This window comes from Pseudomonas sp. BB438, assembly GCF_057180225.1.
In genome coordinates this window covers 2,851,019-2,870,316 of the sequence record NZ_CM170001.1, presented here as the reverse complement: position 1 = coordinate 2,870,316, position 19,298 = coordinate 2,851,019, and the positions used below count along the sequence as shown (strand labels likewise).

Annotated in this window: 27 protein-coding genes; 25 read left to right on the top strand and 2 right to left on the bottom strand. The window is 63.3% G+C overall.

Annotation, left to right across the window (positions count from 1 at the left end):
• Positions 1–30: 30 nt before the first annotated feature.
• From AC1ZV1_RS13385 to AC1ZV1_RS13290, 20 genes are all read left to right on the top strand, one after another.
• A complete protein-coding gene (locus AC1ZV1_RS13385; protein ID WP_484297152.1) occupies positions 31–501 on the top strand; it encodes a structural protein in 471 nt (156 codons plus the stop codon).
• Positions 498–719 carry a DUF7940 domain-containing protein gene (locus AC1ZV1_RS13380; protein ID WP_280054426.1) on the top strand — a complete coding sequence of 74 codons (222 nt, stop codon included), beginning with the start codon at positions 498–500 and terminating at the stop codon, positions 717–719. The genes AC1ZV1_RS13385 and AC1ZV1_RS13380 overlap by 4 nt, the downstream gene beginning before the upstream one ends.
• A 183-nt stretch (positions 720–902) precedes the next feature.
• Complete coding sequence (locus AC1ZV1_RS13375; RefSeq protein ID WP_484297151.1) at positions 903–1,490, top strand: lysis protein; 588 nt, start codon at positions 903–905, stop codon at positions 1,488–1,490.
• A gap of 3 nt (positions 1,491–1,493) precedes the next feature.
• Positions 1,494–1,715: a TraR/DksA C4-type zinc finger protein gene (locus AC1ZV1_RS13370; protein ID WP_484297150.1), complete on the top strand. Its 222-nt coding sequence runs from the start codon at positions 1,494–1,496 to the stop codon at positions 1,713–1,715.
• On the top strand, positions 1,712–2,005 hold the full coding sequence (locus AC1ZV1_RS13365; RefSeq protein ID WP_280054432.1) for a DUF2730 domain-containing protein: 294 nt from the start codon (positions 1,712–1,714) through the stop codon (positions 2,003–2,005). The genes AC1ZV1_RS13370 and AC1ZV1_RS13365 overlap by 4 nt, the downstream gene beginning before the upstream one ends.
• On the top strand, positions 2,002–2,298 hold the full coding sequence (locus AC1ZV1_RS13360; RefSeq protein ID WP_280054434.1) for a VpaChn25_0724 family phage protein: 297 nt from the start codon (positions 2,002–2,004) through the stop codon (positions 2,296–2,298). The genes AC1ZV1_RS13365 and AC1ZV1_RS13360 overlap by 4 nt, the downstream gene beginning before the upstream one ends.
• Positions 2,299–2,301: 3 nt before the next feature.
• Complete coding sequence (locus AC1ZV1_RS13355) at positions 2,302–2,850, top strand: phage protein Gp27 family protein (RefSeq protein WP_280054436.1); 549 nt, start codon at positions 2,302–2,304, stop codon at positions 2,848–2,850.
• On the top strand, positions 2,847–4,466 hold the full coding sequence (locus AC1ZV1_RS13350) for a terminase large subunit domain-containing protein (RefSeq protein WP_484297149.1): 1,620 nt from the start codon (positions 2,847–2,849) through the stop codon (positions 4,464–4,466). Before AC1ZV1_RS13355 ends, AC1ZV1_RS13350 begins: the two co-directional genes overlap by 4 nt.
• Positions 4,463–5,956 carry a phage portal protein family protein gene (locus AC1ZV1_RS13345; protein ID WP_484297148.1) on the top strand — a complete coding sequence of 498 codons (1,494 nt, stop codon included), beginning with the start codon at positions 4,463–4,465 and terminating at the stop codon, positions 5,954–5,956. Before AC1ZV1_RS13350 ends, AC1ZV1_RS13345 begins: the two co-directional genes overlap by 4 nt.
• A complete protein-coding gene (locus tag AC1ZV1_RS13340) occupies positions 5,956–6,774 on the top strand; it encodes a phage head morphogenesis protein (protein WP_484297147.1) in 819 nt (272 codons plus the stop codon). The genes AC1ZV1_RS13345 and AC1ZV1_RS13340 overlap by 1 nt, the downstream gene beginning before the upstream one ends.
• Positions 6,771–7,253: a phage virion morphogenesis protein gene (locus AC1ZV1_RS13335; RefSeq protein ID WP_484297146.1), complete on the top strand. Its 483-nt coding sequence runs from the start codon at positions 6,771–6,773 to the stop codon at positions 7,251–7,253. Before AC1ZV1_RS13340 ends, AC1ZV1_RS13335 begins: the two co-directional genes overlap by 4 nt.
• A 236-nt stretch (positions 7,254–7,489) precedes the next feature.
• Positions 7,490–8,593, top strand: a complete 1,104-nt coding sequence (locus tag AC1ZV1_RS13330) for a peptidase (RefSeq protein ID WP_484297145.1) — start codon at positions 7,490–7,492, stop codon at positions 8,591–8,593.
• Between the two features lie 12 nt (positions 8,594–8,605).
• Entirely contained in the window at positions 8,606–9,529 is a 924-nt protein-coding gene (locus AC1ZV1_RS13325; RefSeq protein ID WP_484297144.1) for a major capsid protein, read from the top strand.
• An 8-nt stretch (positions 9,530–9,537) separates the two neighbouring features.
• On the top strand, positions 9,538–10,008 hold the full coding sequence (locus AC1ZV1_RS13320; protein ID WP_484297143.1) for a hypothetical protein: 471 nt from the start codon (positions 9,538–9,540) through the stop codon (positions 10,006–10,008).
• Complete coding sequence (locus tag AC1ZV1_RS13315) at positions 10,005–10,337, top strand: capsid cement protein (protein WP_484297142.1); 333 nt, start codon at positions 10,005–10,007, stop codon at positions 10,335–10,337. The genes AC1ZV1_RS13320 and AC1ZV1_RS13315 overlap by 4 nt, the downstream gene beginning before the upstream one ends.
• Positions 10,338–10,339: 2 nt before the next feature.
• Positions 10,340–10,771: a gp436 family protein gene (locus AC1ZV1_RS13310; protein ID WP_484297141.1), complete on the top strand. Its 432-nt coding sequence runs from the start codon at positions 10,340–10,342 to the stop codon at positions 10,769–10,771.
• Positions 10,771–11,253: a Gp37 family protein gene (locus AC1ZV1_RS13305; RefSeq protein ID WP_484297140.1), complete on the top strand. Its 483-nt coding sequence runs from the start codon at positions 10,771–10,773 to the stop codon at positions 11,251–11,253. Before AC1ZV1_RS13310 ends, AC1ZV1_RS13305 begins: the two co-directional genes overlap by 1 nt.
• Positions 11,250–11,456 (top strand): hypothetical protein, encoded by a 207-nt coding sequence (locus AC1ZV1_RS13300; protein WP_484297139.1) that lies wholly within the window; start codon positions 11,250–11,252, stop codon positions 11,454–11,456. Before AC1ZV1_RS13305 ends, AC1ZV1_RS13300 begins: the two co-directional genes overlap by 4 nt.
• A complete protein-coding gene (locus AC1ZV1_RS13295; RefSeq protein WP_484297138.1) occupies positions 11,456–12,892 on the top strand; it encodes a phage tail sheath subtilisin-like domain-containing protein in 1,437 nt (478 codons plus the stop codon). The genes AC1ZV1_RS13300 and AC1ZV1_RS13295 overlap by 1 nt, the downstream gene beginning before the upstream one ends.
• Before the next feature lie 2 nt (positions 12,893–12,894).
• On the top strand, positions 12,895–13,419 hold the full coding sequence (locus tag AC1ZV1_RS13290; RefSeq protein ID WP_280054461.1) for a phage major tail tube protein: 525 nt from the start codon (positions 12,895–12,897) through the stop codon (positions 13,417–13,419).
• Between the two features lie 95 nt (positions 13,420–13,514).
• Here the strand turns inward: AC1ZV1_RS13290 and AC1ZV1_RS13285 are convergent, their stop codons facing one another.
• Positions 13,515–13,706, bottom strand: a complete 192-nt coding sequence (locus AC1ZV1_RS13285) for a hypothetical protein (RefSeq protein WP_484297137.1) — start codon at positions 13,704–13,706, stop codon at positions 13,515–13,517.
• 115 nt (positions 13,707–13,821) lie between these two features.
• On the opposite strand from AC1ZV1_RS13285, the gene AC1ZV1_RS13280 reads away from it, so the two are divergent.
• Positions 13,822–14,136 carry a phage tail assembly protein gene (locus AC1ZV1_RS13280; RefSeq protein WP_484297136.1) on the top strand — a complete coding sequence of 105 codons (315 nt, stop codon included), beginning with the start codon at positions 13,822–13,824 and terminating at the stop codon, positions 14,134–14,136.
• Between the two features lie 59 nt (positions 14,137–14,195).
• On the opposite strand, the gene AC1ZV1_RS13275 is transcribed toward AC1ZV1_RS13280, so the two are convergent.
• Positions 14,196–14,444 (bottom strand): hypothetical protein, encoded by a 249-nt coding sequence (locus AC1ZV1_RS13275; protein WP_484297135.1) that lies wholly within the window; start codon positions 14,442–14,444, stop codon positions 14,196–14,198.
• Positions 14,445–14,461: 17 nt separating this feature from the next.
• Between AC1ZV1_RS13275 and AC1ZV1_RS13270 the strand changes: the two genes are divergently transcribed.
• From AC1ZV1_RS13270 to AC1ZV1_RS13255, 4 genes are read left to right on the top strand one after another with little or no spacing between them, the layout of a single operon-like run.
• Entirely contained in the window at positions 14,462–17,005 is a 2,544-nt protein-coding gene (locus tag AC1ZV1_RS13270; protein ID WP_484297134.1) for a phage tail tape measure protein, read from the top strand.
• Positions 17,005–17,871 (top strand): phage tail protein, encoded by an 867-nt coding sequence (locus tag AC1ZV1_RS13265; RefSeq protein WP_484297133.1) that lies wholly within the window; start codon positions 17,005–17,007, stop codon positions 17,869–17,871. Before AC1ZV1_RS13270 ends, AC1ZV1_RS13265 begins: the two co-directional genes overlap by 1 nt.
• 1 nt (position 17,872) lies before the next feature.
• Entirely contained in the window at positions 17,873–18,082 is a 210-nt protein-coding gene (locus AC1ZV1_RS13260; protein ID WP_280054473.1) for a tail protein X, read from the top strand.
• Complete coding sequence (locus tag AC1ZV1_RS13255; RefSeq protein WP_484297132.1) at positions 18,070–19,191, top strand: phage late control D family protein; 1,122 nt, start codon at positions 18,070–18,072, stop codon at positions 19,189–19,191. The genes AC1ZV1_RS13260 and AC1ZV1_RS13255 overlap by 13 nt, the downstream gene beginning before the upstream one ends.
• Positions 19,192–19,298 lie beyond the last annotated feature (107 nt).

Sequence of the window (19,298 nt, the reverse complement as noted above, 5' to 3'; positions counted from 1 at the left end):
CCGCACGGCGCCCAACCTGCAGGAGGCGCCATGCGACCCGAAACCCCTCGCGGTATCCGCAATTTTAATCCCGGCAACATCGAGCGCACCGCCACGCGCTGGCAAGGCATGGCCCTGGACCAGTCCAGCGATGCGCGCTTCATCGTGTTTAGCCATCCGGTCTGGGGCATTCGTGCGATTGCCCGGACCCTGATCACATACCAGGACAAGCACCAGCTGCGCACTGTCCGCCGGATCATTCAGCGCTGGGCTCCGAATCACGAGAACGACACCAACGCTTATGTGGCGTCGGTATGCAAACGCCTGGGCGCGGGGCCGGATGAGGCCATCGACGTTTACGACTACCGCACTATGTTGGAGTTGGTGCGGGCCATTGTCCGCCACGAGAACGGCCCTGGCCCGTTGCCCGGTGGTGACTGGTACGGCGACTCATTGCTGACTGATGGCTTGAGCCTGGCCGGCATTCTGCGTGGCGTTCAGCACGGGGAGCCGTCGGCATGAAGCCCATCGACAACTGGCGCTGCTGCCACAAGCTTTGGAGCGTGCGGCTTTCTCTGCTGCTCGCGCTGCTCAGCTTTGCCCAGCTGACCCTGCTGCCCATGTGGGAGGCGCAGCTCTCTCCGCGCGCCTTCGCCACCTGCAGCAGCGTCCTGGCCACCTTGGTGTTCATGGCGCGGCTGATCCGGCAAGACCTCCCGGAACAAGGGGGCCAGCAATGATGATGTTCGCTCGGTGGGCCACCGCGCTCATCTCCGTGGCCTCTCAGGTATTTGGTCGTTTGCACATCCCTCTGATGCGCACCATGTACCTGAGCCCCATGCCTCGGGAACGTCTGGGCAGGACTGGCGCTGCCGCCATCCAGCGCCGTGCTCGCAAGCTGCGCAACCGCCGGAAGCATCGCCATGCGCGTGCTTGATCTCCGTACTGCCGTTGCAGCCTGCCTTATGGGCGCGGTCGCTGCGGCGTCCATCGGCTACGGCATTGGCTTTCGCTACGCCGCAGCCCATGGCGCCGCTGACCTGGAGAAGCTGCGCACAAGTTACGCCCAGAAGGCGCAGCAGGTCGCGGAGCAGAACAGCCTGGAGCTGGGGCGGCAGATCACACGAGCCAACCAGGCCGAGGCCCGGATGCTGGAGCAGCAAGGGCAAATCGCGGACTACCAACAGCAGCTCCAGGAGCGCATTCCCCATGTCACCACTCGCTACCTACCGGCGCCTGCTGCGGCTCCGGTCGCCATTCCTCATTGCGTGTTTACTGCTGGCTGGCTGCGCGACTACAACGCCGCCCTCGGTGTGCCCGGAGCTGAAGCCAGCATCGTTGCCGCCGGCTCTGCGCAAGCGTCCATCAGCTCCGCCGGCACTGACGCCGAACTTCTGGAAAGCGGGGTCACCCCCGCCGACATCCTGGCTCATGCCATCGCCTACGGGAAATGGTCCCGGAGCAACCTCGCCCAACTCAATGCTCTGCTCGACCTGCAGGAAGGGAACTAGTACATGGATGTTGTAGACCTCTGTTCCGAACTCAACGACTTCACCGAGGCAGCGCTGGAGGCCCATCTGTCGGGCAACCAGCAATGTTCCGGCCCCTCTGCCTATCGCTGCGAAGAATGCGGCGATGCCATCCCTGAAGCCCGCCGCCAGGCTCTGCCCGGCACCCAGCATTGCGCGCCCTGCAAGAGCGCGCTGGAGAACCTGAGCAAGCGAGGACTGCGATGAACCTCAACGAAATGAGCTTCAGCTTCCAGGCTGTGCAGTGGCTGGTCGTAACCGTGCTGGCCATCTACACCTGGCTCACGAATCGCCAGGCTGCTAGTGCCAAGGAGCTGCTGGAACTGCGGACCCGCATCGTCGCCCTGGAAGAGCATGTCCGGCACATGCCGGACCACACCGCCATCACCGAGTTGCTGGGTGACATGAAGGCGGTACGGGCCCAGCTGGACGGCATGCAGGCGATCTCCCGCGCCGTGGACCGCATCAACGACTACCTGCTGCGAGAGAAATCATGAGCACTCCCTATGCCGACTTCCTGCGCCAGGACATGCGCCTGGTCATCCTGCGCCTGCTGGTGGAAATGCCGGCCTATCGTGCCAACAGCTCGGTGCTGAACGCCGCCCTAGACAGCTTCGGCCACGCCGTCAGTCGCGACCAGGTGAAGACCGAGTTGGCCTGGCTGGCAGAGCAAGGGGCGATCTCCCTGGAAGACATTGGTCCTGTGGTGGTGGCAACCCTGACCGAGCGCGGCCACGACATCGCCGCTGGCCGAGCCCGTGTTCCGGGCATCAAGCGTCCGGGGGCCTGAGCCATGGCGGGGAAATCTTCGGTCAATCGCCTGCCACCGGTGGTAAAGGCGTACATCCAGAAGCTGCTGCGGGAGGATCGCCACACCCTGGACGAGATGATCGCGGACGTCCGTGCTCGCTTCCCCAACGAAAAGGCTCCCAGCCGCAGCGCTCTCGGGCGCTTCAAGGTCGGCTTCGAGCAGCTCAACGAGAAGGCCCGCCAGTACCGCGAGCAGGCGGAAGCCTTCGTCGGCGCCCTGGGCGAAGACTCCAGCGACAAGACTGGCGCGCTCCTGGTCGAAGCGGTCTCGACCCTGACCTACCAGGCGGCCATGGGCGCCCATGAAAACGATGAGGTGACGATCAAGGAAGTGGCCGCGCTGGCCCGGGCGGCGAAGGCCACCATGGAAGCCCGCACCCTGAGCCTGAAAGAGCGCCAGGCTATCGAGCGGGCCGCTCGCGAGAAGTTGCTCCAGGAGCAGGCAGCCGAACTGGACAAGTCTGTCCAGGCCGGGGGGATGGACGAGGAACAGGCCATGTTCTGGCGTAAGAAGTTCCTGGGGGTCCAATGACCGCCCCGGCCGTCAAGCCATCATCGAGCACGCTGCGGGTCGTCGAGTGGGACGATCTGCCGCCGCGTGCCAAGGCTATCCCTCTCGACTTCAACCCGCTCATGGCGGGCATCCTCATGGAGCACCAGGCCAACTGGCTGGCCATCGAGGCACAGATCAAGCTGTGCGAGAAGGGCCGCCGGACTGGCATCACTTTCGCCGAGGCTCTGGACTCGGTGATCACCGCTGCCTCTCGCAAGAGCGCGGGTGGCATGGACGTGTTCTACATCGGCGACACCAAGGAAAAGGGCCTGGAGTTCATTGGCTACTGCGCCAAGTTTTCCCGGGTGATCGCAGAGGCCCAGGCATCCGGCGTCAGCGAGATCGAGGAGTTCCTGTTCGAGGACCAGGACGAGTCCGGCAATACCCGCCAGATCAACGCCTACCGTATCCGCTACGCCTCCGGCTTCAAGATCGTTGCCCTGTCGAGCAATCCGGCCAACCTGCGCGGCCTACAGGGCAAGGTGATCATCGACGAAGCGGCCTTCCACCGTGACGTGGCGGCCGTGCTCGATGCTGCAACGGCATTGCTGATCTGGGGCGGCCGGATCGTCATCATCAGCTCGCACAACGGTAAGGCCAACGCCTTCAACCAGATGGCCACCGACATCCGGGAAGGTCGCTACGGCGATGACGCTGTAGTCTTCAAGGCCACGTTCGACGATGCCGTCACCAACGGGCTATACGAACGCGTGTGCTTCATGAAGGGCGAACAGCCGACGCCCGAGGGTAAAGAGGCCTGGTACAAGAAGATCCGCAACGCCTACGGCCCGCGTAAAGCGCAGATGCGCGAAGAGCTGGACGCGATCCCGCGCGACGGCAACGGCGTTTGTGTGCCCGGCGTGTGGATCGAGGAAGCAATGCGCGACGGCCGCGAAGTACTTCGCCTGGCTTTGCCTGACGACTTTACCCAGCAGGCCGTGCATCGTCGTGACGCCTATGTCGAAGAGTGGATCGAGCGCCATCTGGTGCCCGTGGTCGAGCAGCTCAACCCGGAGCTGCGCCACTACCTGGGCATGGACTATGCCCGGCATCGCGACTTCTCCATCATCTGCCCGATGGTCGTCGACCAGGCCAGGCATCGAGACGTGCCCTTCGTCGTAGAGATGCACCGCGTGCCAGCTCGCCAGCAGAAGCTGGTGCTGTTCTACACCTTGCGCCGGCTGCCTCGCTTCGGTGGTGCCGCCCTGGACGCCTCGGGTAACGGTGAGACCCTTGCCGAGGACACCGCCGACGAGTTCGGCTGGAACCGCATTCACCAGGTCAAGCTGTCGCGTGCATGGTACGGCGCCTGGATGCCCAAGTTCGTAAGCCTGTTCGAGGACGGCACCATCCTCATGCCGAAGGACGACTCGCTGCAGCAGGACGTCCGCGCCATCGAGACCGTCGACGGCATTCCCATGGTAGTCAAGGCCCGCCAACAGGACCTCAAAGACCCCGACCTGTACCGCCATGGTGACTTCGCCGGGGCTGCCGCGCTGGCCAACTTTGCCGTGCTTGAGGGCAACACCGGTCCGGTCACCGTCAAATCCCGCCGCCCGCGCGCGGCCTCCCGAATCACCCAGGGATACGCATGAGCAACAGTAAAGGCCTGTGGGTCTCCGCTACCGAGTTCGTCAGCTTCGCCGAGATGAAGCAAAAGAAGAGCCTCACCGACCACATCGCCAGTCGCGGCCGCAGCTTCGATGCGCAGGCGCTGGGTATGTACCTGCCCAACCCCGACCCGATCCTCAAGGCCCAGGGCAAGGACATCAAGGTCTATCGAGACCTGCGCAGCGCCGCTCTGGTCGGCGGCAACATCCGCCGCCGCAAGGCGTCAGTGCTGGCCCTGGAGCGTGGTCTGAAGCGCGGCCAGGCGCCCGTGCGGGTGGAGCGCTTCATTCGCGACTGGCTGGCGGATCTGGACATGGACCGCATCCTCCGCGAACTGCTCGATGCGCCGCTGTTCGGCTACCAGCCGGTTGAGCTGATGTGGCGCCCAGTGGGTCTGCACCTGGTGCCAGAGGATCTGCTGGGCAAGCCGGCCGAGTGGTTCCTCTACGATCAGGACAACCACCTGCGCTTCCGTGCTCGCGATGCCGGTATCCAGGGCGAACTGTGCGATCCGCAACGCTTCGTCGTGGCGCGCCAGGACGCCACCTACAACAACCCCTATGGCTTCGCCGACCTTTCCATGTGCTTCTGGCCGGTGGTGTTCATGAAGGGCGGGCTGAAATTCTGGGTGCAGTTTACCGAGAAGTACGGCAGCCCCTGGCTGATCGGCAAGCATCCGCGTGGTGCCGCCACCAAGGAGACTGATGACCTTCTCGACAGCCTGGAGGCAATGGTGCAGGACGCCGTGGCGGTAATCCCTGACGACTCCAGCGTCGAGATCAAGGAAGCGGCCGGCAAGAGCGGGAGCGCGGATGTCTATCGCGAGCTGCTGATGTACTGCCGCAGCGAGATCAACGTGGCGCTGCTCGGCCAGAACCAGACCACCGAAGCAACCTCGACCCGTGCCAGCGCCCAGGCTGGACTGGACGTCACCGACGACATTCGTGATGGCGACGCCAGCCTGGCCATGGCCACGATCAATGCCGCCGTACGGCTGGTGGTAGATCTCAATTTCGGCGAGGACGTTGCAGCTCCGGTGTACGAACTGTGGGAACAGGAGCAGATCGACAAGACCTTGGCTGAGCGCGACAAGTCCCTGACCGACTCTGGTGTGCAGTTCACCCCGGCGTACTGGAAGCGCACTTACAACCTGCAGGACGGTGACATCATCGAAGATGCGCCGCCTGCAGCGGAGTTCGCGGAGCCCACGATCCGCCCGCTGCTCGATCAGCACGCCCTGGATCAGGCCATCGATGGCCTGTCAGCCGAGCAGCTCCAGGAGCAAGCCCAGGAGGCCCTGCGCCCGGTCATCGCCGCCCTGCAGAACGGTGCCGATGAATCCGAGGTGCTCGGCCTACTGGCCGAGACCAGCCCGGACCTCGATGCGAAGGCGCTCCAGGAGCAGTTGGCGCGACTGATCTTCATTGCAGGTGTCTGGGGTCGCCTGTCAGCCGCGGCTGATCGGGAGGACTGATGGCAAAGCCGATGAACCCCGTCGACCTGCAGGCCGTCTTCGGCCTGGAGCCCGAGGCCGCCATTGAGTATTTGAAGAGCAAGGGCTATCAGATCACCTGGGACTGGCAGGAGATGCTCGACCAGGCACATGAAACCGCCTTCACCGTGGCGAAGGCGATGCGTCTGGATGTGCTTTCGGATATCCGCGCCGCCCTGGAGAAGTCCCTGCAGGAGGGTCAGACCCTCAAGCAGTTCGTCGCCGAGCTGCAGCCGGTACTGGAAACCCAGGGTTGGTGGGGCAAGCAGGTCATCGTCGACGCAGAAGGCGACGCCGAGATGGTCCAGCTCGGCAGCCCGCGCCGGCTGAAGACTATCTACCAGACCAATCTGCAGAGCGCCTATATGGCCGGTCGCCGTGCAGAGCAGGAAGCCACCATCGACACCCATCCATACTGGCAGTATGTGGCCATCCTCGACGGCAAGACCCGCCCAAGCCACCGCGCACTGGCCGGCAAGGTCTATCCGGCCAACGACCCGATCTGGCGCGCGATCTACCCACCCAATGGCTTCAACTGTCGTTGCCGCGTCGTCGCCCTGTCGGCCGCTGCAGTGAAGCGCCGCAAGCTGGTCCTGGTGCACAGTGCCGATACCGTGCGCACCGAGACTGTTGAGGTCGGGGTGAACAAGCGCACCGGCGAGATCCGCACCGCCGAAATCACGGTGGTGCGCACCACCGATGCCGCCGGTAAGCCGGTCCAGTTCCGCACCGATCCCGGTTTCAACCATGGTCCGGGTGAAGGCCTGGCTGAAGCGCTAAAGCGCAAGGGTGCAGCATGATCACCGTCGAGCTGGAGCACAGCCAGCTGCAGGAAACCCTGCGTCGCGTGGAATGGGCGGTGGGAGATCTGGCGCCATTGATGCGCAGCATCCGCACCGAGCTGGTGGCGATCACCGAAGAGAACCTGGAGAACCAGGGCCAGGGCGATACCAAGTGGGAGACGCTGTCCGAGGTCACGACCAGTCGCCGGGAAGCTGCAGGTACCTGGCCGGGGCAGATGCTCCAGGTCAGCGCGGGCGGTCTGGCTACCTCGATCACCGGCCATGCGACCGAGTACTCCGCCCTGGTCGGCAGCAACAAGGTCTATGCAGCGATGATGCACTTCGGTGGGGAGAAGCAAGAGTTCCCGCACCTGTGGGGTGATATTCCTGGTCGTCCGTATCTCCCCATGGACACCGAGGGCAAGCTGCAGCCCGAGGCCGAGGAGTCCATCCTGGAATTGGCCCTGGAACACATCAAACGGGCCGCCAGCGTATAACGCCCGTAGGCGTGCGCAGAGCGCTTACCGCCACGCTTATCGGTCCTTGCAGTCGAAAAGCTCTGTAAAGGCTTTATAAAGCGCTCACGCCTTGTCCGTGGTGCCCGGCTCGGAAGCAACTTCCGCACTCGTCCAGATTCTCCGCCGGCACCACTCTTTAAACCCGATTAAAAGCTACCGGCCTGCAGGTCGGTCAGGCTGCACGCATGTACTTCCACCCACATGCACGGCAGCCCATGAAGCCACTTCACATCTTCAAGCCGGGGAAGCACACCGCGATGAGCGGTGCTGACTTCAACTTCAGCGAATCCGACCTGGCCGCCACGGTGCGTGCCTACGACCCTGCGTTGCACGAAGCCCCGCTGGTCCTCGGTCACCCCAAGCACGATGCACCGGCCGGTGGTTGGGTGCAGTCGCTGCAGCACAACGCCGATGGCCTGCTCGCAGAACCTTCGCAGGTCGATCCTGCCTTCGCGGAGCTGATCGACAAGGGGCGCTTCAAGAAGATCAGCGCTTCCTTCTATCACCCTGACTCGCCGAGCAATCCCGTGCCCGGCGTGTACTACCTGCGTCACGTCGGCTTGCTCGGTGCCATGCCGCCAGCAGTGAAGGGCCTGCGCCCCATCGAACTGGCCGAGGACGAGGAAGGTGTCGTCGAGTTCGCCGACTTCGGGCTTGAGACCTCGGCCAGCCTCTGGCGCCGCTTGCGCGACTGGCTCATCTCCGACCGGGGCTTGGAAGTCGCGGACCAGGTCATTCCGGACTGGCAGATCAACACCCTTGCCGAAACGGCACGTCGCGATGACGAGCCGCGCCCTGCCTTCACTGAACCAACCCCACCCGCAACCGTCGAGGAATCCACTGTGACCCCCGAAGAAATTGCTGCCATGCAGGCGGAGAACGAGCGCCTGAAAGGTCAGGTGCAACAGCACCAGGAGCAGCAGCTCAAGACCCGCCAGGAATCCATCCATGCAACCAACGTGGCGTTCGCCGAGGAGTTGGTGGGCGCCGGGAAGTTGCTGCCCAAGCACACCACGGCGCTGATCGCTGCCCTCGACTTCGCCGAGGCCGGCGATACCCCGCTGGAGTTCGGCGAGGGTGATAACCGCCAGCCCGTCGTCGACGGCCTGAAGGCGATCTTCAAGGACCTGCCCGACCAGATCAGTTTCGCCGAGCAGGCCCGCAAGGACCGCCAGGGCGCAGCCGCGTCCATCGTCGATCCGGAGTTCGCGGAGAAGAACACCGATCCCGACCGCCTGGATCTGCATCAGCGCGCAACGGCGCTGGCTGCTGACAAGGGCATCCCTTACGAGTCGGCCGTGCGCCAGCTCATCAAGTAACCAGGAGCAATCATGGCTGATCGTCTGAAGCAACTACGGATCGTTGACCCGGTCCTCACCAACCTTGCACGCGGCTACCGCAATGCCGCGTTCGTGGGCGAGTCGCTGTTCCCCATCGCCTACATGGACAAGGAGGCAGGTGTAATCCCGCTGTTCGGCAAGGAAGCATTCGTGGTGGTCGACACCGAGCGCGCGATCCGTGCTCAGTCCAACGTCATTACCCCCGACGACGTTGACGACCTGGATGTGGTGCTGCGCGAGCATGACATCGCTTATCCAGTGGACTATCGCGAGCAGAACGAGTCCATGTTTGATGCGGAATCGCGGGCGAGTCGTCGAGTGGTCACCGCCATCGACCTGCGCCGCGAAGTGACCTGCGCCAAGCTCGCGCAGAACCCCGCCACCTATCCGGCCGGCTCCAAGGTCACCTTGGCCGGGGCCAGCCAGTGGAGCGGTGGCGGTGGCGATCCGGTCGCTGTAGTCGAAAACGGCAAGGAAGTGGTGCGCGCCCGAATTGGTGTTCGGCCGAACACCATCACCATGGGGGCTTCGGTTTACCAGTCGCTGAAGTTCCACCCGAAGCTGCAGGAGGCTCTCGGTAGCAATGAGCGCAAGCTCATCACCATCGAACATCTGAAAATGCTGTTCGGCGTCCAGGACATCTTCATCGGTGAAGCCCTGGGCGGAACCGGTGCGCCTGCCGACATCTGGGTCGACAGCATGACCCTGGCCTACGTAGCCAAGCCTCAAGCTGGCGAACAGGCCGACCATGAGGAGCCGAGCTTCGGCTACACCCTGCGTCGCAAGGGTATGCCCGAGATCGACACCTTTGACACCGCTGGCGGCAAGGTGCGCTACGTCCGTAACACCGATATCTACAAGCCGGTGGTCGTCGGCGCCGATGCCGGTTACCTCATCTCCGACACCAACGCGTGAGGTGACGCATGGCCCGTAAAACCTCAGTCAAGCCCGAAGACCAGGAGCAGCATCCCGCTGCTCCGCAGGCCGGGGCCGGCAGTGCAAATAGTGCGCCGCTGCCCCAGGGCGCATCTCCGTCTGCAGGTGATGGCATCGGTCAGGGCTCTGCCGACGACCCGGCCGAACCTGCACCGGTACCAATGGCTCCAGTTGACCTGGCTGGTGCGCCCAGCCTGGAATCCACCCAGCCAGCGGTATCGCTTGCTGCTTCTGCAGCCCCGGCTCCGTCCGAGGATGCCAGCAGTATCCAGGACAAGCTGGACAGCGAATCGGAAGACGATGAGCTGCTCCTTACCTTTCAGGTCACCGACCGCTCCGACGTGCTTCACGACGGCGAGTGGTACTACGAAGGCGACTCCATCGTATTGAACGACGCCGACGCCGAAGCCCTGTTCAACAACGGCTGCATCATGTGGCCGAAGGATGATGCCAAGTGAAAACCCAGCAACCCATTCTCACTACTTCGGTGGTCACCTTGGTGGACCTACCGCGCTTCCTGTTCGCCGGCCTCGCTGGCGGTCTTTGCGCGGCGGGTGCCAAAGCCCTCGGCTCCGTCGCTGCCGACACCGAAGCAGGCGGCGTAGCGCCGGTCAACGTGCTCGGCATCTGCCTGGTCACCGCCGGTGCAGCCATCGCGGCCGGTGCCGAAGTGCAGTCCGATGCCAACGGCAAGGCCATCACCAAGGCTGCGGGCGTCGGTAACGGCTTCGCCCTGGATGCAGCGGCAGCGGATGGTGACGTGATCCGCATCGTGCGCGGTATCTGACCATGCGCTACTGCACCCGCCAGGACATCGGCCAGGCCATCCCGGAGATGACGCTGCTGCAGCTCTCCAACGACGACCCCGCCGCCGAGCAGCCCAATGAGAGTGTGATCGAGGAGGCTGTCCGCCAGGCTGAAGAGCTGGTGGACGGCTACCTGCGAGGCCGCTACGTCCTGCCGCTCGATCCAGTGCCGACTGTCCTGCGGGATGCAGTGGTGTACCTGGCCCGTCACTGGCTGTACCAGCGCCGCCCGGAAGGGACTGTGCCAGACGCAGTGAAGGACAGCCGAAAGGACACCATCAAGCTGCTCGAAACCATCCGCGACGGCGTAGTGACCTTGGGGATGCCCAGCGGCCAGGCTGCGCCTGAGCCGGGTGAGGTGAAGGTCCGTAGCCGCCGCCAGCAGTTCGGCGATGACCTGTGGGGACGCTACTAATGGCCGTGCCCAAGACCCAAACCGAGCAGCTCCTGGATGCGTTCCTCGAACGGCTCAAAGATGCCTTCGGTCCCCAGCTCGCCATCGAGCTGTTCCCAGAAGAGCCCAGCAAGTATCGCTTGAATCATGCCCGTGGTGCCGTGCTGGTGGCCTACGGCCGTTCCCGGTTCGGTAGCTCCGAAGCGACCGATGCCGTGTTCCAGGCACGCGACCTGGTGTTCCGACTGACTCTGGTGTTTCGCCAACTCAACGGCGCCAACGGGGCTGTAGCTCACCTGGACCATGTTCGTGAATGTCTCACCGGGTGGTACCCACCGCACTGCGACATGCCGTGCCGTCCGGTGGCCGAGCAGTTCATCGGCCAGGTACAGGGCCTCTGGCAATACGGCGTGGACATGGCCACCCAAGCTACCCAACTGCAGCAAATGAGTCCGGAGTCCGGGCCGCTACTGAGCCAAGTCCTTTACGAGGAAGCACCGTGAAACTTACCAAGTACATCTATACGGGGTCCTGCAGCAGCTCGGCCTCCCTGCGCGTGGACAAGGAGATCCTGGACGTGCGTCTGATTCCCAACGCGCCGGTCAGCCTGCCCGCCGATCACGAGTACACCAAGGTGCTGTTGCAGTTGAAGCACCTGGAGCTAGCCCCGGTCGAGAAACCCACCACCGAGAAAGGAGCTAAGTGATGGCTGCCAATTACTTGCACGGCATTGAGACCCTGGAAGTCGAGCGCGGCCCTCGCGCCATCAAGGTGGTTAAGAGCGCGGTCATTGCCGTAGTGGGCGCCGCGCCCATCGGACCGGTGAACACCCTGACGCTGTGCCAGACCGAGACCGATGATGCCCAGTTCGGCCCTGAGTCGCTGACTGCCCAGGGCTTCGGCATCCCCGAGGCATTGGCCGGTATCCATGCTTTCGGCGCCGGCACGGTCCTGGTCGTCAACGTACTGGACCCGGCCGTGCACAAGTCCAGCATTGCCGACCAGGCCCGCACCTTCGGTGACAATGACCGTCTGCAGTTGGGCCACGGTGCGCTGCAGACACTGACTCTGAAACCGACTGCTGAGGGCGCACCCTACGTGGTCGGTACCGACTACTTGGTGGACAAGGTCACCGGCCTCGTCACCCGAGTGGTCGGTGGCGCCATCTCTGCAGGTGCGTCGATCAAGGCCGACTACACCCATGCGGACGCAAGCCTGGTCACCGCCGCTGACATCATTGGCGCGGTCAACATTGCAGGGCAACGCTCTGGCCTGAAGGCGTTCGCCGACAGTTACAACCTGTTCGGCTTCTTCCCGAAGATCTTCATTGCACCGGGCTTCTCCACCCTGAATGCGGTAAGCGTCGAGATGATCGCTGCTGCAGAACAGATGGGTGGTATCGCCTATATCGACGCCCCCATCGGTACAACACCGGCGCAGGCCATCGCTGGGCGTGGGCCGGCCGGTTCCATCAACTTCAACACCAGTAGCGACCGCGTTCGCCTGTGCTATCCACACGTGGTGGTGTACGACGCAGCGACTGATGGTAGTCGCCTTCAGCCGCTGTCCATCCGTGCTGCGGGCCTGCGCGCGAAGGTGGATCTGGACAAGGGCTACTGGTGGTCCAGCTCCAACCAGGAGCTGCTGGGAGTGATCGGCCTGGAACGTCCGCTGACCGCCCGAGTAGATGACGCCAACAGCGAGGTCAACCTGCTGAACGAGGCCGGCATCAGCACCGTCTTCAACAGCTTCGGCACCGGCCTGCGCCTGTGGGGTAACCGTACTTCGGCCTGGCCGACCGTGACGCACATGAAGAACTTCGAGAACGTGCGCCGCACCAAGGATGTCATCGACGAATCGATCCGCTACAGCTCGCTGCAGTTCGTCGACATGCCAATTACCGGAGCGCTGATTGAGAGCGTCGCAGAGAGCGTCAACCAGTTCGGCCGCAAGCTGATCGGCGATAGTGCGCTGCTGGGCTTCGAATGCTGGTACGACCCGGCGCGCAACCCTCAGACCGAGTTGGAACTGGGGCACCTGCTGTTCAACTACAAACTGACGGTGCCGCCGCCGATGGAGCGGGGCACCTTCGAGACTGAAATCACCGGGGAATACCTGGTCAACCTGACGGGGAGCAACTGACCATGGCGGGCTTCGCAGCACACCGCATCACCAATGCCGCCGTGTACCTGGACGGCAACAGCTTCTTCGGCCGCGTCGAGGAGATCGATCTCGGCAGCGTCAAAGCCGTCATGTCCGACTTCCAGGGTCTGGGCATGGTCGGCCTGATCGAGCTGCCCGATGGCATCGACAAGCTGGAGGGCAAGATCACCTGGAACAGTCAGTACGAGGATGCGGCCCGCAAGGTGGCCACCCCGTTCAAGACGGTCCAGCTGCAGCTGCGCTCCAACATTGAGGTCTACACCAGCCAGGGGCGCACCGACCAGCTGCCGCTGGTCACGTTGCTGACCGTGATGTTCAAGGAGTACCAGCTGGGCACCTACAAGCCGCGTGACCCGACGAAGTACGAGACGCCGTTCTCCGCCACCTATGTTCGCCAAGTGGTGAATGGCACCGAGACTCTGCTCCTGGACTATCTGGCCAACATTTACCGCGTCGGTGGCGAGGATCAGTTGGCCAAATACCGGAGCAACCTCGGTCTCTCGTGAGCAGGATGACGACCAGGAGCGATGAAATAGGACAGCCCCATGGACGGGGCGCCAGGAAGGCTTCGAAGCCCCGCCATAGTGCGGGGCTTCTTCTTTTATGCCTTGCGCTTCAGTGTGCTGATGAACGCGCGCAGGTGGGTGGTTGCGGCATGTTCCGGCTTGAGCCCTCGGAGCAAGGTACGGCGCTCACTGCCATCTGGCAGGTAGGTCAGTAGCTCATCGCCGACCTGTATATAACTCGCCGAGTAGGTCTCGCCCTCGTGCTCCAGGGTGACTTCTTCTTCCATCGTTTCCTCCGTGTGGACCTGGCTGTCGTTCTCTTTAAACCAGATTAAAAGGCAGCGCCACTGCTAGCTGAGATGCTCAGGGCTCTTTCAGAGTAATCCACCTGGAGCACCAAAAATGGCTGAAGTCCTGCACATCCCTCTCAAGTTCCCCTTCACCTCGCCGCTTGGCGTGCGTATCGAAAAGCTGCCCATCCACCGCCTGAAACGCAAGGACATCGCCGAGGCCCAGCGTCACGGGAAGAGCGATGCCGACGTGGAAGACTTCCTCGCCGCCAAGATGACCGGCCTCACTCTGGAAGACCTGGGCGAGCTGGATATCGCGGATTCGCAGACCGTGACGGCGGTGTTTCGGGACGTGGCTGGCGGCGGAGACGGTTCTGCAGTCGTGGGACGAGGCGCTATTGCTGGTGCTGCGGATGCAGCCCAGTGAGATAGCCGGACTGGACATGGATGAGTACTGGCGCTGGTGCGAGGTATGCGAGCGGGAGATCAGCCGCCGTGCCGAAGCTGCCGAGCAGCTACAGCGGCGATAGCCGCCACCAGGCCAGTCAGCAGGGCCGCCACCGCAGCCAGTGGAGCGGCGGCCCAGGCCAGCAGTGGTAGCGCCAGGCAGAACGCCAGCGCTGCCCCCCACCACGGCAGGTGGGTCAGGCACAGCGTGGCCAGGGCCACAACGCCCAGGGCGATGACCAGCCAATAAACCGTGTGCGCCGTGCGGCGTGCGATTTTCTCGAACATGAGCGCAGCGTAGCAGAATGGCCAACGAAGTACTTGTGGGGCTCAAGATCGGGGCAGCCGTATCCGGCACCCTGCATGCCGCGTTCGGTTCGGCGCGCTCCACCGTCCAATCCCTTGGTCGCACCACCGACCTCCTGCGCGGCAAACAGGCCGAGCTGGGCCGCTCCATGGCAGCGGCACTGGCCACTGGTGCTGGCGGGGTCGGCAACCTCCGTCGCCAATATGACCAGGTCGGCCGCACCCTCGACCAGTTGAAGCTGAAGCAGGACCGCCTCAACACCAGCATCGCCCGTGGTGAAACCCTCAAGAATCAGCGTGCCGAGCTGCGCGGCCAGGCCATGGAAACCGCCGGTACCGCCCTGGCCCTGGGCGCACCGGTGGTGCAGTCCGTACGGACCGCCATGGACTTCCAGGATCAGACCCGTGATATCGCCATCACGGGCGGTTTCGATGAGGCGGAAGAGAAGCGTCTGAGCGATGTTCTGCGCGGTTCCGCCCTGAAGTGGAACCAGACCCAGGCTGAAGTCGCCAAGGGTGCACAGGTACTGATCGCTGGTGGTATTGCCGACGCGAAGGAACTGGCCTCCTACGCTCCGGTGCTGGCCAAGACAGCGACTGCGACTAAGGCCAGTATGGATGATCTCGGTTCTGTGGCTATCGCAATGAATGACAGCCTAGGTATCGGCGCTGGCGGCCTTGAGCGCTCAATGAACATGCTCTCGTACGCTGGTAAACGAGGTCAGTTTGAGTTAGCCGATATGGCCAAATGGCTTCCCCAGCTTGCCCCTCAGTTTGCCGCTTTAGGTGTCACTGGGGAGCGAGCCGTGGCAGAGATCGGTGCTTCCCTTCAGATAGCTAAACGCGGTGCTGGCAGCAACGACGAGGCTGCGAACAACTTCAAGAACTTCCTGGCGAAGATCACCGCACCAGACACCATCAAGTCATTCAAGGACGCCGGCATCGACCTGCAGACCAGCATGCGCAATCTGGTCAGCGGCGGAATGACACCGATGCAGGCCATGCTGGAAGTCATCACCAAGTACATGGGCACGAAGAGCCCGGCGGCCGCAGGTGAGATGCAGAAAGCATTGGCCTTGAAAGATGACCAGGAGCGCGAAGCCGCCCTGCAGCGACTGAGTGAGGCCTACAAACTGGGCGATCTGTTCCGGGACATGCAGGTAATGAGCTTCCTGCGACCGGCTCTGGCGAACCGAACCGATCTAGCTGACATCCAGAAAGGCAGCATGGCAGCAGCTGATCAGGGCGTGCTCGATCAGGATTGGGCTAAGCGCATGGGTAGCCCCAAGGAGCAGCTGAAGTCGCTGATGGTCAATCTCACCGATATCGGTATTTCGATTGGCGGGGCGCTGCTGCCGGCGATTGTCGATGTCACCAAGGCCCTGGTACCTATGGCGCAGCAGTTCGGTGCATGGGCCGAAGCCAACCCCATGGTGATCAAGGGTGTGGTAGGCCTGGTGGGTGGCCTGTTGGCTGGGAAGCTTGCCTTCATCGGGCTGCGCTACGGCATCAACCTGGTGCTTTCGCCATTCAACGCGCTCACCACCACTATCACTACCGTTTCGTCCAAGTGGACTCTGCTGCGGGCACTGTGGCAGGCCGGAAAATTCGTCCCCGTGATATCGGGCCTTGGGCGGATCGGGTCGGGCTTGATGACCGTACTGAAGTACAGCGGCCTGTTCCTACGCGGCTTCAGCATGGCATTCGGAGCACCTCTCATGCTGGCAGCCCGGGGCGGGCTTATGCTCGGCCGCATCCTGGGTGGATCGCTGCTGACCGGCCTGCGTCTGGCTGGTCAGGCAGTGCTGTGGTTGGGCCGCGCCTTGATGCTCAACCCTATTGGCCTGGCAATCACTGCCATCGCGTTGGCTGCGTACCTGATCTACCGCTACTGGGAGCCGATCAAGGGCTTCTTCTCCGGCTTGTGGTCGGAGATCAAGGCTGGATTCGATGGCGGCCTGGTCGGCATCGCTGAGCTGATCATCAACTTCAGTCCGCTGGGCCTCTTCTACAGAGCCTTCGCCCCTGTGTTGGGGTATTTCGGGATCGAGCTGCCCGGGAAGTTCAGCGAATTCGGCGTGATGTTGGTGACGGGCCTGATCAATGGGATCCGGTCTATGGCCGGCTCGGCCAAGGATGCGGTGGTCGGAGTTGGCGAGTCCATTAAGGGTTGGTTTACAGAGACCCTGGGCATCAACTCGCCCAGCCGGGTATTTATCGGCTACGGCGCGAACCTCAGCGAAGGCGCGGCTATCGGCATCACCTCGCGCGCAGATCTGGTGCGCAAGGCGGCACTCGGCATGGCGGCCGGTACTGCAGTGGCGATGGCGCCGCCGAGCCTTGCAGCGCCTGGCGTCACCACCGGCGCTCCTACTGCAGGCGCCATGACCATCACCTTCGCTCCAGAGATCCACGTCCAGGGCGGCGGCAACGTCCAGGGCGACGTGCAGAAGGCTCTACAGATCAGCTACGCGGAGTTCGAGCGACTGATGCGCCAGTACCAGGCCCGCACCGCTCGCCGTAGCTATGGGGAGGGCAACTGATGTTCGCCATTCTCGGCGATATCGAGTTCGACATCGTCACCAGCCCGACTGGCCTGGAACGCCGAGGCTCGGCCGACTGGGCTCGACACAACCTTATCCAGGGCAAGCCCAAGCTGGAGTGGACTGGCGAGGGCTTGGAAGAGATCTCCCTGGACATCTCGCTGCACATCGCCCTGGGAGATCCGGAGGCACGGCTGAAGCAGCTCCGGGATGCCAAGGCAGCGCACGAGCCTCTCGCGTTCGTCCTGGGCAACGGCAACTACCTCGGTCCGTACGTGCTGTCCGACATCAGCACAACCGTGCGCCGTGCTGCAGCTGGTGGAGGACTGTGGGCTGCGACCGTCCAGGTCAGCCTGATCGAGTACACCGGCCAATTCACCCGCCCACCTGCTCGGTCGGGCTTGCTCGATGCTGCCGGGAATCTCATAGCACCTCTGAGCCAGAACGCTGCCAGCCCTACGCCCAGCCTGACCCAGCAACTGATCGGTAACGCCCGCACGGCCGGGAATGTGCTGCGGGCCGGCGTCGACCTGTATCGCGACGTACGCAATGGCGGTAGTCCTGCCTCGGTGCTGAGCCAGGTGCCGCAGCTGCTCAGGGTCACGAGCCAGGCGTTGGCTCCCCTGCAGGGGATGGCCAGCGCCGCCGGCCTGCTGCAGGACGGTGCGCCCATAGCAGCCGCTGGCAGCGCGGCCTTGGGCGATGTTCAGACAGCCATCAGCAGCCTTTCGCCAGTGTCGCTGGAAAGCGTGCTGACGCAGGTCGACTACGCCTCGGAGAAGGTCACCAGTGCTGCAGGCCACCTGGACGAGGTCAGCCGCCCGCTCCTAGACAAGGCCGTCGCGGTCATTACTCGGAGGGCCTGACATGGAGTACCTGGTACACACCACTACCGAAGGCGAGCGTTGGGACCAGCTCGCCTGGCGCTACTACGGCGATGCCCATCGCTACCTGCCCATCATGCAGGCCAACCCGCACGTTCCACTGACGGGCGCGATGCCGGCCGGGCTAACCCTGTCCATTCCGGTGCTCGAGGTCGAGACCGCAGCCGATGACCTTCCGCCATGGATGCGCTAATTCCCAACCAGGTGCCCCAGGCCTGGTACGTGCTGACCTACCAGCAACGGAACATCACTCGCGACATCAGCGGATACCTGCTCTCGCTGACTTACAACGACTCCCTGTCTGGTCGCTCTGATGAGCTGGAGGTCGAGCTGGAGGATAGCGAAGGGAAGTGGCGTGACGCCTGGTACCCAGGACAGGGCGATACGCTCACGTTGTCCATTGGCTGGGTGGGCGGCCAGTTGCGTGACCTGGCGTCCTTCGAGATCGACGAGGTCGAGCTGGGCGGCCCGCCGTTCAAAGTCAGCATCCGGGCACTTGCTACAGGCATCAACTCGGCAGTGCGCACCGTCGAGCATCGTGCGTACGAGAACATCAGCCTGGACGGGCTGGCCAAACAGATCGCGGACCGCCAGGGGCTGCAGCTGGTGGGGCGTATCGAGCCGATTAAGCTGGATCGGTTGACTCAGCAGGAGTCGGACCTCGCGTTCCTGAGTAAGGTCGCCCAAGAGTTCGACTACGCCTTCAAAGTCACGGGAAGGCGTCTGGTATTCCACGCCATCAGCGAGTTGGCGGATGCCGCGCCAGTGGCTGCTCTGAAGCTCAGTGAGCTATCCGGAATATCCCTGCGCGACCAGATCCGCACTGTGCCGAGAGAAGTAAAGGTTCGCCATCACAACCCCGCCAAGAAGCAACTGGTGTCGTACAGCCTGGTCAACGGCCAGGTCACTGCTGTCCCCAGCAGCTCCAGCAAGGTTGCCACCAGTGCCGACACCCGCAAGAGCCGCCGCAGAGTTACTTCGGAAGAGGAAGCAAAAGCCCGCACCAAGGCCGAGCAGGCCAAGGCCAACCGCGAGCGGACGATAGGTAACTGGTCGTTGATGGGGCGGCCCAACTTGGTCAGCGGCAACGTCGTGTCTCTGATCGATGCCGGCAAGCTGGGCGGTGACTTCCTCATCCTCGCTGCCCGCCACCGCTTCACCCGGGACGGCGGCTACGAGTCGGAGATCGAGGCCTGTCGGGTGAAGGCTCCGGCGATTTCCTTATCCCAGACATCCACCACCACCAAGCCTGACCTGGCCTTGTCCACCTATGGCATCCAGGACCAGGGAACGGTGGCCTAATAGATGGAGGCGACAATGAGCCGTTCGAGGGTGCTGCGTCCTGTCAGCTCAAAGCGTGCACGTACGCTGCGCAAGCGAGGGGAGTACGTCTACTGGTCTCGGGAATA